Source organism: Arcobacter roscoffensis (genome assembly GCF_024267655.1).
Lineage (GTDB): Bacteria > Campylobacterota > Campylobacteria > Campylobacterales > Arcobacteraceae > Arcobacter_B > Arcobacter_B roscoffensis.
Genome location: NZ_CP100595.1, coordinates 2524593 through 2537614, shown reverse-complemented (window position 1 = coordinate 2537614; position 13022 = coordinate 2524593). Strand labels below are relative to the sequence as shown.

General features: G+C 28.3%; 11 protein-coding genes. All 11 read left to right on the top strand.

What is annotated here, in order from left to right; genetic code table 11:
- The first annotated feature begins 2 nt into the window (after positions 1-2).
- Positions 3-824, top strand: a complete 822-nt coding sequence (locus NJU99_RS12025; protein WP_254576151.1) for a P-loop NTPase — start codon at positions 3-5, stop codon at positions 822-824.
- Positions 825-892: 68 nt separating this feature from the next.
- On the top strand, positions 893-1231 hold the full coding sequence (locus NJU99_RS12020; RefSeq protein WP_254576150.1) for a hypothetical protein: 339 nt from the start codon (positions 893-895) through the stop codon (positions 1229-1231).
- Positions 1232-1241: 10 nt separating this feature from the next.
- Positions 1242-1538 (top strand): flagellar hook-basal body complex protein FliE, encoded by a 297-nt coding sequence (fliE, locus tag NJU99_RS12015; RefSeq protein ID WP_254576149.1) that lies wholly within the window; start codon positions 1242-1244, stop codon positions 1536-1538.
- Positions 1539-1551: 13 nt separating this feature from the next.
- On the top strand, positions 1552-2022 hold the full coding sequence (gene flgC / locus NJU99_RS12010) for a flagellar basal body rod protein FlgC (protein ID WP_254576148.1): 471 nt from the start codon (positions 1552-1554) through the stop codon (positions 2020-2022).
- A 3-nt stretch (positions 2023-2025) separates the two neighbouring features.
- Complete coding sequence (fliK, locus tag NJU99_RS12005) at positions 2026-4590, top strand: flagellar hook-length control protein FliK (protein ID WP_254576147.1); 2565 nt, start codon at positions 2026-2028, stop codon at positions 4588-4590.
- Between the two features lie 6 nt (positions 4591-4596).
- Positions 4597-5346, top strand: a complete 750-nt coding sequence (locus tag NJU99_RS12000) for a flagellar biosynthetic protein FliR (protein ID WP_254576146.1) — start codon at positions 4597-4599, stop codon at positions 5344-5346.
- Between the two features lie 13 nt (positions 5347-5359).
- Entirely contained in the window at positions 5360-6412 is a 1053-nt protein-coding gene (gene flhB / locus NJU99_RS11995) for a flagellar biosynthesis protein FlhB (protein ID WP_254576145.1), read from the top strand.
- Between the two features lie 3 nt (positions 6413-6415).
- The gene (locus tag NJU99_RS11990) at positions 6416-8410 is read left to right on the top strand and encodes a tetratricopeptide repeat protein (RefSeq protein ID WP_254576144.1); all 1995 of its coding nucleotides are present in this window, start codon (positions 6416-6418) and stop codon (positions 8408-8410) included.
- A complete protein-coding gene (gene fliI / locus NJU99_RS11985; RefSeq protein ID WP_254576143.1) occupies positions 8410-9714 on the top strand; it encodes a flagellar protein export ATPase FliI in 1305 nt (434 codons plus the stop codon). Before NJU99_RS11990 ends, fliI begins: the two co-directional genes overlap by 1 nt.
- Positions 9711-10865, top strand: coding sequence for a flagellar hook-associated protein FlgL (flgL, locus tag NJU99_RS11980; RefSeq protein WP_254576142.1), 1155 nt, complete (start codon positions 9711-9713; stop codon positions 10863-10865). Before fliI ends, flgL begins: the two co-directional genes overlap by 4 nt.
- Positions 10866-10893: 28 nt before the next feature.
- Complete coding sequence (flhA, locus tag NJU99_RS11975; RefSeq protein ID WP_254576141.1) at positions 10894-13020, top strand: flagellar biosynthesis protein FlhA; 2127 nt, start codon at positions 10894-10896, stop codon at positions 13018-13020.
- The last annotated feature ends 2 nt before the right edge of the window (positions 13021-13022 follow it).

Genomic DNA, 13022 nt, shown 5'->3' with positions numbered 1-13022 from the left:
ACTTGTTTGATGCGATTTCATCTCAAGCAAGTAAGCTTGTAAATCTAACAAATAAAGTTAGAGGCAATTATAAATCTAAAACAAAACTAGTAACTATAACATCAGGAAAAGGTGGTGTTGGAAAATCAACCTTTACAGCAAATATAGCTTTTTTATTATCAAAAAGAGGTTTTAAAGTAGCGGTAATTGATGCAGATATAGGTTTAGCTAATATGCAAGTACTACTAAACTTAAAACCAAAAGTGACACTTTTTGATTATATTGATGGTATGAAAAGTTTAGATGAAGTTATTTTAAAAACTGATTATGAAGATTTATATTTAATAGCGGGAAAGAGTGGTTTTCAATATTCAAATCATTCTAACTCTTTTATATTTTCACGAATAGTTCAAGATGTTATTGACTTAAATAAATTTGATATAGTACTTGTAGATACAGGTGCAGGATTAAATGATTATGTAAAAGAATTTCTATCAATTTCTGATAATATTTTAGCTATTACAACTACTGATCCTAGTGCCCTTACAGATGTGTATTCACTTATAAAAATGCTATCCAATGATAAAAGTAAGCTTATGTTATGTTTTAACCATACTAAGAGCTACCAGATAGGAAATACTATTGTAAATTCCCTTATTAATTTGGCAAAAAAAAATAGACTAAGCGAAGATTTTATGGTAAAATACATAGGTAACGTTTCAACATCTGCTAATATATCAACAACTGGAAGATTAAGAAAACTCTTTACAAAAGAGTTTGTTCAAGATGATTCTACAAGACAACTGCAGGTGATAATTGATTATTTATTAAAAAATATTCACTAAAGGCTGTTTGAAGTGCAAGAACACACAAAATATTGTACTTTTTTTATTGTTAAAGAAAAAAGAGTAACATGGTTGTAGAAAGATTTTCTCAAAATGTTATAAACAGTGGTATCTTTAGATTATATATAGCCACTGGATTCTTTGCAACTGTAATATTTTTTGTAGTAAATGCAGAACTATTTACGCCTTATGAGATGATTTTAGGTATAATAGGTGTAACAGTAATTTTAAAAGGTATCAGTAATATGATGCTTTCATTAATAATCTCATTATTTAGTTTAGATGATAGAAAAGCAGAACTTGATTTTAACTATAATGAAGAAAAAATAGATGCTATGTTAAATGAGCTAAATGTTCAAGATATAGTAAAAGCTGAAGAAAAAGCTGAAAAACAAAATGCAAGCTAAAGGATAATGGATGAAAATATCTTCAATAGCAGACTCAATAAATCCACTAACACTAAAAGATAATATAAATTTAGATAATAAAAAAGATTCTACTTTTTCAAATATGTTAAATGATGCTGTTTCTGAGGTAAATAAAGAACAAATGCAAGGTTATAAAGCTATGGATGAAATAGCAAGTGGTAAAGTAACAAATCTTCAACATGCAGTACAACAAATAGAAGAAGCTGAACTTTCTATGAAACTTGGATTAGAAGTTAAAAATAAAGCTTTAAATGCATATAAAGAAGTTATGAGAATGCAAATATAATTAGGAGTTAGCAATGGGTTTTTTTGATGGATATGATGTAGCAGCTTCTGGTATGAGTGCTCAAAGAACAAGAATAAATATTACAAGTGCAAATATAGCAAATGCAAAAACTACGCATACAGAAGAAGGTGGACCTTATAAAAAACAAGAAGTAGTTTTTGAAGATATATTACTTGGTAAAACTAATGCAAAAGATAACAGTGCTTCATCTTTGGATAAAATGAGTCCAAAAGATCAAACAGAAGTAGCTTTAAGAGGTGTAGGTGTTAAATCTATTGTTGAGTCAGATGCAAAACCTGTTATGAGATTTGAACCACAACATCCTGATGCTAATGAAGAAGGTTATGTAGCTTATCCCGATATTAATCCTGTTATTGAAATGGTTAATATGATTGAAGCAATGAGATCTTACGAATCAAATGTAGCTGCATTTAATACACACAAAAATATTGATACAAAAACATTAGATATATTGAAAGCATAGATTATGAGTAAACAAGTTGATTTCTTAACAAAACAAACTAGTATAAATGAAACTTCATCTAGTAGTAAAACTACTACAAAGGGTGAAAAAAAAGAGGGTGCTTCACTTTTTGATTCTATGTTAAGTGGAATGAAAGAAGAGAAACAAGCAGTTTCAAATGAAAATAAAACTGCACTTTCCACAAAAGAGCAAAACATCCAAAATGAAAGTAATGTTAATAAATCAACTAATTCTGAAGAAATAAAAAAAGAAGTTAAAACTAGTGAAAAAAACTTAGATAATACAACTCAAGAAAATAATAAATCACAAAAAGATATAGATTTAAAACAATCAAATATAAAAAGCTCAGATTTAGCTAGTGATAATACAAAAAACAATGTAAAAGATACTTCAACTGAAGATGTTTCAAAAAATAATGCTAGTCCTTCTCCTATTAATTCAGTAAAACAAAGTTCACTTCTTGATAGATTAATTGTGGAAGCAAAAAATGAGTCTAAAAAAGAAATAAAAACTGATAAAGAAACTACTAGTACTGATGAAAAAAAATTAACTGAAAATAAAGAAATTTCAAATAAGTCTTTAGATGAGACTAAAACAAATAGTAAAGAAATTGAAAATAAGAGTGTAAATAAAAATGAAGAGAAAAAAGATGCTGTTTTAAATATCTCTAACAAAGATGAGAAAGAGACTTCTTCAAATGAAAAAGATGCTAGTAAAAGTTCATCTAACATTACAACTAATGAGAAAAACACTAATACAGATACTAAAATAATAGATGCTAAAAATCATAAAACTGAGCCTTTAGTAGAAAATAAAATAAAAACAGATCTTGAAAATAAAGACTTAGATAAAACAGAAGTAAAAGAGAATACGACTAAAGATAAATCTTTAGAAGAGAAAAAAGACTCTAGCAAAGTTGATAATTCTATTTTAAGTAATAAGGCAATAGAAGAAGAGAGTAAAACTTCAGATAAGAAAATAAAAATTGATAATGATGACAAAAAAGAAGAAACTTCTGTAATTGAAAAGAAACCTACGAAAGAAAATACAAATGTAAATGCAAAAGTTGAGCAAAATACGCAAGAACCTTCTTTAGTTCAAACTAGTAAAAGTGAAAAGCAAACACAAAATGAAGCTTTAGTAAAGAATGATAGAAATACAAAAGTTAATAATCTAGAAGATTCAGTTGCTCCAGTTAAAACTGAAAAAATCGAAACTTCTTTAAAAACAACAGAGTCTAAAAATGAAGTAATAGATAAAAAAGATCTTAATACTTCAAATCCTAAAGAGATTTTAGATCCTGAAAAAACTAAAAATACAAATAATCTTAATATAAATGACAATAAAGAAGTAAAAGAGAGCAAAGGCTCAAATGAAACTTCAAATATTATCAAAAATGAAAATACTAATAATACAAATAAAGAACAAGTATCATCACCTCAAGTATCAGAGGTGAAAAATGAAAAAGTTGCAAAAGAATTAGCTTCAATTGATTCTAAAACTAGTGAGCAAACTGTAAATATTTCAAAAAAAGAGCTTGAGTCAGCTAGTAGTATAAAAACAGAGGACAAAAAAGAAGAAAAATCTTTACTTGATAAATTAGTTGAAGATAGTAAGAAAATAGATGAAAAGAAAACAGTAAATGATGTAAAAACAAATGTAGAAGTACAAAAAAATGATTCAACATCTGCTGTTAAAAATAGTAATGACTCAAAAGATTTTTTAACAAATATTTATTTAAGTTCACAAAGAAGTAACGCAAATAAAAGCTCATTAGCAAATAAAGCTGATGCCATAAATCAAGTTAAAAATGCTCAAAGTACAGAAGACGTAAAAGAAGCAGCTAAAAAGCTTGATTTAGATGCCCAAAAAGTTGAAGTTGAAGTAAGTAATAAACAAGAAATAAAACTTGAAGATAAAGCTTATACAGATAGAAGAAGCTTTTTAGATAGACTGGCTATGAGTAATAGCGTTAAACAAGATGAAATAAAAAATATAATAAACAGAAATATAGAAAGTACAAATACTGTAAAAGCAACAGAAACCTTAGTAAATACAGCATCTACTTCAACAGAAAAAATTGAAGAGGTTACTGTTAATGTTAATCCATCTTTAGCTCAAAGTATACAAGCTAGAATTATCGGTGCAAAACAACAAATGTCTACAATGATGTCAGATGTTGCAAGACAAATGTATGAAAATTATAAACCTCCTGTGACGGCTTTTAGAATTAATTTAAATCCTTCAAACTTAGGAACTATTGCAATTATTATGAAAAGTGATAAAGACAATGGTATTAATATTAGTATGAATATTTCAAATAACTCCACTCTTGAAGCCTTTATTGATAGTCAAAATGGCTTAAAAAATGCCTTAAGCAAGACATTTAGTGAAGAGTCAAGTTTTAATTTAGATTTTAACTCAAATGAAAATAGCGATAACTCATCATCTAATCAAGGTAATAGTGAAGAAAATAAAGGTTCACAAAACAATAATTCAGATACTAGAAGTATACTAGAAGCAAGAGAAAATAACAAAACTGATGATAAAAACTTAGATTATATGTAGTAATTAATGGAAGCCTTTCTCTCTTTACTAAATGAAAATGTAGTCTATGAATTTCTACTACTTCTTGCAAGAATTTTAGCCTTTGTTGCATTTATGCCAATATTTGGTGATGCCGCTGTAAGTGTTAGAATTAGAATAGCCTTTGCTTTTTATATGACAGTATTTTTATTTCCAGTTGTAGATATTACAACTGCAATTAATCAAGAAACTTTTATAATAGGACTTATATCTGAAATAACACTGGGAGCTATTGCCTCTTTATTATTCCAAATTATGTTTGCTGCTGTTAAAATTATTGGTGACTTTGTTGGATATTCTACTGCTTTATCAATGGCTATGATGTTTGACCCCTCTACGGGTTCTCAGGAAGGTTTAGTATCAAAGCTTTTGTATTGGATAATTATTGCACTGTTTTTTCAAACAGGAATGTATGAAATGACCATAGTAATGCTAGTTAAAAGTTTTTCTATGATTCATTTAGGTTCTTTTGATATATTCTCCTATGATGGCATTCAACTAGCAATTGATGAAATAAAAAGAATGTTTGCCTTTGCTTTTGCTTTTGCTTTACCTTTGTTTTTTATTGGTTTTATTATGGATTTATATTATGGTTATGGAACAAAATCTATGCCAGCATTTTCACCTTTTGTTATTACATTTCAAATGAAATTTGGTTTAATTTTTTTATTTTTAATGTTTGGAATGGAAGTATTTACAGAAACATTTACAGAATATTTCCTCTCAAAGTTTCAATAAGTAGGATAGTATAATGGCTGATGAAGACGAAAAAACCGAAGAACCCACACCCAAAAAAATAGAAGATGCTAAAAATGAAGGTAATGTTGCTAAGTCCATGGAAGTAACAGGGGCTGCTATACTTTTCTTTGGGTCTTTATATTTATTATTTTTTTCATCATCTGCAATGTTTGAAATAAAAAAACTAATGATGTATTGTTATAACTTAATTGGTCAAGAAATGGATAATACAATATTTTACTCCTTAACTTATTCTGTAACAATGGCAACATTTAAAGCTTTAGCACCTATTTTTATTTTGGTTTTTGTTTTAGCTTTAATTTTTAATTGGGTGCAGTTTGGAATGATTGTAACACCAATAAAATTAGATTTGCAAAAATTAGACCCAATTAAGGGAATGAAAAATGTATTTGGTTTAAAAAAGGTCATAGAAGCTTTTAAGTTAACATTAAAACTAATAATTATTATGGCTGTAATGGTAGTACTTTTCCTTTTTACAGGTGAAATGATGCTTGCGATGATGGATCAAGAAACGAAGGGTACCATAAATACTATGATAGAGTTAACGGGCTATTTTCTAGCAGCTATATTACTTATTATAATTATTTTTGCTATAATTGATTTTTATTTTACAAGACATTATTATATTAAGTCTCTTAAAATGAGTAAACAAGAGATAAAAGATGAATTTAAAAATATGGATGGTGATCCTCAAGTTAAAGGGCGTATTAGAAGAATACAAATGCAAATGGCACAAAAAAGAATGATGTCAGATGTTCCTGATGCGGATGTTGTAATTACAAATCCCACTCATTACGCAATAGCAATGAAATATGATAATAGTGTTGATGCTGCACCAAAAATGATAGCTAAGGGTATCGATTTTTTAGCTATAAAAATAAAAGATATTGCAAAAGAGAATGATATTCCAATTATTGAAAATCCTGCATTAGCAAGAGCATTGTTTGACCAAATAGAGGTAGACCAGCAAGTTCCAAGTGAATTTTATAAAACATTGGCAGAAATTTTCTCATATGTATATGAACTAAAAAAGAATAAAAGGTAGATTTTGAAATTTTTAATTATAGTTTTCTTATTCATAAATTTCCTATATGCAAAAAAAGATTTTTATTACAGTTTTATAAACTCTTCTGGGGCTCAAATATCAGAGCAAAGAAAACAAGAAATTAGTGATGGTTTTGATTTGATACAAAATGCAAGACAATTAGCAAAAGATGGAAAAATTGATGAAGCTTATGCCCAAATAAAAAGTTTTAAAGACAAAAATAGATTAAAGGTTTTAAACTCAGATATTATTATTATATACAGTGAATTGTCTCTAAAAAAAGAGTCAAAAAGGTTTATAGTTGATGCTGCAAAGGTTTTGGAAAAAGCTATTAACTCAGCGCAAATCAATGAGTATGATTTACCAAAAGCTTATGAACTTTTAGTTGATTTAAAACTTGAATCAAATAGGTCAAAAGATGCTAAATATTTTGCAGAAATTATAGTAAATAACTTTAATGATAAAATTATAAAAACAAGAGGTAAAATAGCTTTAGCTAAGGTTTATAAATATCAGCAAGAACCAAAAATGGCTATTAGGATTTTATATGAAATTTTAGCTAAAACTAAAGATAAAGAAGTTGCAACAATTGTTGCAAATGAGCTATTTGATTTATATATATTTACAGAAGATTATGAAAAAGCAAATGAATTAATATCGCAAGTACTTAAAAACAATATTGACTTTTATGCAAATGATTCATACTTAGCAAATAGAAAAATAAATAAACTAATAAAAGCTGGAATGCCAGAACATGCAGCGAATATTTTAAAAGAGTTATTAAATAGAACTACAAAAGAAGAGTCAATTGAAGACTTTAAATTTAAGCTTGCAAATACATATATGCTTATGTATGATAGAACTAATTACTATTTAGAAAAAGCAAAAGCTTTATATACTGATATTATTAATGACTATTCACAAGGTGCTTATTTGCAAAAATCTAAAATGTATATAGATGAAATTTTAATGAGACAGAATATTTTGAAAACTACTGTTATTTCTCAAAAGTATGAAAATTCTGAATCAATGCAACAAAAAGCATTACTTCAAGAGCTAATTAATGAAAAAGAAGCAAAAAGATTTGATGATATATTAAGAAAAAAGAAAATTTATAAAACTATTTCAAATACAATTGCAAAAAGATTTGGATATGAATCAATGAATGCAATTTTTGATGAAGTTAATATAGATAGAATAAAAATGCTTTTAAATGAAGATAAATGTTTTGCTTTAAATGATGCACTAAAAACATCGAGAAACTCTACTTTAGAAAGATTAATTGAAGATGATAGTGTTAAGTATAAATTTTTTGAGTGTTTAATAGATGTACCTTATGAAAGAGCATATGACCAAATTAAAAGTACATTTAATACAAGTAGAGATGCAAATATATATTTATATTTAGAAAAAATGGCATTAGCTTTAAATCTTTATGATGAAGCATTAGATTTTTCTGCAAAAGTAGAAATGGTAAATAATAAAGGTGTTTTAGCACAAGAGTTTTTGACTAGATATAAAATCATTAAACTTCAAAATGATAGTTTAGCTTTAGATAAGTTTTTCTCTTATACTAGTAGAAATGAAGATTATGTAAAGAAAAATGAATCTAATCCTTTAATAGTTGATTTTTATTATGATTACTATTTTTATCTTTTAAAACACTCTAAAAAAGATGAAGCAATAGATATTTTAAATAAACTTTATAAAAAGCAAAAAGAAATAAAAGCTTATATATACTCACCATTTGTTGAAATGGCTCTTTCTAAATTAGAAGAAGATAAAAATAATATAGATAAATCAAAGGATTATTTGCTTGAAGGTTTAGAAAATACAAGAAGAATAAAAGCAAATGATGAGGTAAAGATTTATTATGATTTAATCAATATATATGATTTACAAAATAATAAAGCAAAAAAACAAGAGTATATTACAAGATGTAAAGAAGTAGAGGGTTCAGTTGATAGTTTATATAAAAAAATGTGTGATGAGATGTAATGGATTTAGATAAGTTAATTAGTAATATTGAATCAAGTGATTTATCAGTTGCCTTTGGAAGAATTAAAAACATTTCTAGTACAACAGTTACAGCAACTGGTTTGGAAGTTGCTGTTGGTGATATTGTAAAGATTGAATCAGTTCAACATTTATACACAGTTTTAGGAATGATTGCTTCTATAAATGGAAGTGATTTTACAATAGTTCCATTTTCATTTATTGATGGTTTTAGAATACATGATAAGGTTTATTTACAAAAAGAAGGTCTGTCAGTAAAGTGTGGATATGGGCTTTTAGGAAGAGTTGTAAATGCCTTAGGTGATCCAATTGATGATAAGGGAAAAATAAAAGATTTACATGAAACATCTGCAATAAATAAACTATCAATGGCTCCACTTGATAGGGGAATAATTGATGAAAGATTTTCTACAGGTGTAAAATCTATTGACTCAATGTTAACATCAGGAAAAGGTCAAAAAGTAGGTATTTTTGCAGGTTCTGGTGTTGGTAAATCAACACTTATGGGAATGATTGTAAAAGGTTGTGAAGCACAAATAAAAGTAGTAGCACTTATTGGTGAACGGGGTCGTGAAATACCTGAGTTTATTCACTATAATCTTGATAATAATCTAGAAAACACTGTTATTATTGCAGCAACTTCTGATGAGTCAGCACTTATGAGAAAATACGGAGCTTTCACTGCTATGGCAATTGCAGAATTTTTTAGAGATAAGGGTCATGATGTTTTACTTATGATGGACTCAGTTACTAGATTTGCTATGGCTCAAAGAGAGATAGGTTTAAGTACAGGTGAACCTCCTGTAAGTAGAGGTTATCCACCGTCAGTATTTGCACTTTTACCACAATTAATGGAGCGTGCAGGTAATAATGATAAAGGCTCATTAACTGCATTTTTTACAGTTCTTGTAGATGGGGATGATATGAATGACCCAATTGCTGATCAAAGTAGATCTATTTTAGATGGGCATATTGTTCTTACAAGAGAATTAACCGAGCAAGGTTTTTATCCTCCTATAAATCTTCTAAAATCAGCTTCTAGGGTAATGGACAAAGTAGTTGATAAAGAGCATTATAATGGCTTTTTAAAGTTAAAAAGAGTATTATCATTAATAAAAGAGAATGAAGTTTTAGTTAGAGTAGGTGCATATAAACCTGGAATGGATCCAGAATTAGATAATGCCATGGCTAAAAAAGAGCAAATAAGAGAGTTTCTAACTCAAGGTACACAAGAACGGTATAATTTCAATGATATTATACAAATGTTCAGAAAGGTATTACAATGATTAATCAAACAGAAGTAACATTACATAGATTAGATAGATTAAATGCTGAACAACAAAGAATATCTTATCAATCAAGTACAGGTAAAAAAATTGACAATGGTAGTGATGATGCTGTTTTATTTACTAGACAAATTTTTGTTGAAGATAAAATAAAAACTTTTGAAGGAATTCAAGATCAGCTAAATAAAACAACTGTTCATAACAATGTATCTGATTCAGCTATTGCTGAAATAAAAAACTTGTTAGAGCAAGTAAAAAGTGAGCTTTTAAAAGCTAATACAGATACAACAACAGATGAGGGTAAAAAAGCAATTGCAGTTAGTGTTGCCGGAGTTAAGCAAAATATCTTGGATTTAGCCAATACAAAAATTGATGGAGAATATTTATTTTCAGGTTCAGATTCTTCAATTGCTTCTTTTACACAAGATCCTACAACTGGTGAAGTTAGCTACAATGGAGATAATCACTTAAGGAAAATTGCAGTTGATGAGGGATCATATAGACAAAAAGGTGTAAATGGTTTTGATATGATGATGTATTCTACAGATACTGCAACAAAAGCAGATACTTTAGAGTTCTCAACATCTCAAAGAATAGTTGACCAAGATGGCTTTGAGTGGAAGCCAGATTCTACGACTGCTCCTACAAAGTTAGTTAGATATGATTTTAATGGAAATGCTACAACTGATGAGTTAACGGTTACTCCAAACGCTGGAGCTAATGCTGCTAAGTATCCATATCAAATTACTACACCAAATGTAGATGGAACTAAGTTTGAAGCAAAAACAAATATATTTGATGAAATAGATAATGTCGTAAATGCTTTGAATAAAGTTGATTCAGATGGAAATCCTGTAAGTGATGCAGTTGCTGATGCTGCTTTAACAGAAGGACTAGATAGTATAAATAGTGCTTATGATGCAGTAAACGTTGCCCATGCAGAACTTGGTGGAAGAAACAGAGTATTTGAAATTTCAGAAGAGAAAATTTCTGCAAAAATTACACAATATGATATTATGTTTCAAGAAATTGCAGCAGCTGATTTAGCAAAAGTTGCTGTTGAAGCTAAAGCTTTAGAGTTAACTTTCACAGCTTTATATTCAACAATAAATAAGACTAATGAATTATCATTAGTTAATTTTATTAGATAATTATTTAAATTAAAAGTTAAAGTCGTAAATGAACATAAGAAAGATATTCTCGAAAGATTTATTTGTAGTTGCATTATTTGTATCTATATTAGTAATTATTATTGTTCCCCTTTCAAAGGGGATATTAGATTTCTTTTTAGTAATATCTTTGTCTTTGTCATTACTTATTTTATTAATCTCATTATATATACATAAACCCTCAGACTTAACAACTTTTCCAACAATTATACTTATATTAGCACTATTTAGGCTGTCCTTAAATATTGCAACTACAAGATCTATTTTAAGTGAGGGACATAATGGTCCTGATGCTGTAAGTTCTATTATTTCGGCTTTTGGTGAGTTTGTTGTTGGTGGAAATATGGTAATTGGTATTATTGTATTTATCATTTTAGTACTTATTAACTTTATGGTTGTAACTAAAGGTGCTACAAGAGTTGCTGAGGTTACAGCAAGATTTAATCTTGATTCAATGCCTGGTAAGCAAATGGCAATTGATGCTGATTTAAATGCAGGTTTTATTGACGATGTACAAGCACAAGAAAGAAGAAAATCATTAATATCAGAAGCAAACTTTTATGGAGCTATGGATGGGTCATCTAAATTTGTAAAAGGTGATGCCGTAGCTGGTATTATTATTACTTTAGTAAATTTAATTGGTGGATTATTAATAGGTCTTTTTCAACATGATATGACAGTTAGTGAAAGCGGTGAGATTTATACAATTTTAACTATTGGTGATGGTTTAGTAGCTCAAATTCCAGCACTTATTTTATCAACTGCAACTGCTATTATTATTACGCGATCTAATATGGATGAAGATAAGTTTGCAAATCAATCAGTTATGCAACTTGTTAAAGACTCAAAAGCTTTAGTATTGGTTGGTATCGGTATGATTCTTTTTGGTTTTGTTCCTGGTTTCCCTACTGGTATTTTAGTTGTTATGGGTGCTATGATGATATTTATAGGTTATACGATAAGTATGATTGAAAATGAACAAGACAATGCTATTACAAGATTCTTTAAAACACAACCAGAAGAAGCTGCAAAGTCTAAAACAAAAATAACTGATGACATTGAAACTATAAAAGAAAAGAAAAAACAAGCAGCAGCTGCAAATGAAGAGCAAAATATTGAAACTATTATGAAAATGGAAGTTTTAGAGTTAAAGCTTGGAATTAGACTTCTTCAATTAGTTCAAGGAAACTCAGAATTACTGGATAAAATTAAAGCAATTAGAAAAACAATAGCAGGAGAATTAGGTTTTATAATTCCTCAAATCAGGATATCTGATGATGCTAGTATTGGTCCAAATGAGTATCAATTATATTTAAAAAGGATTCCTTTAGTTAAAGGTAGAGTAGAGACTGATAAACTTCTTGCAATGGGTGGATTGGGTACAGAAAAACTTAGAGGTTTAAAAGTTAAAGAGCCTGTATTTAATCTTGATGCAACTTGGATTTCACAAGATTTAAAAGAAGAAGCTTTAATGAAAGGTTTTACAGTTGTAGATGCGCCAACAATTATTTCAACTCATATTTCAGAGATTATTAAAAAGCACGCTGAAGATATTATCACAAGACAAGATATTGTTGATATTATCGACAGGTTAAAAAAAGATTTCCCAATAGTAGTTGAGGAAGCTATGAAAGTCACATCATATGGTACTTTATTAAAAGTAAGTAAAGATTTACTTCATGAGAAGATACCCATTGTTGATATGTTGACAATTATTGAAGCTATTGCAGATATTGCAGAATTTACTAAAGCACCAGATGTTTTACTTGAGCATGTAAGATCAAAACTTTATAGACTAATTACTCAAAAGTACGTGGATAATGATGGGATTTTACATATTGTTACCATCAAGCCTGAATTAGAACAGCAGTTTATAGGAAAACTACAAGACCAACACGGTGCTACACAGCTTATGTTATCAATTGCTGAAATAAATAATCTTGTGACTCATACAAAAGATTTAATTGAGCAAATAGAGGCTAAAGGTTATAGTAAAGTTGCAATGGTAGTTGATCCATCACTTAGAAAAAGAATATCTGAAATATATGAAAAATTTGGTCTACAAGTAGCTGTATTATCACACGCTGAATTAGATTCAAGAGCAAACTTTGCTATTGAAGGAACATTGGAGTTCTAAGC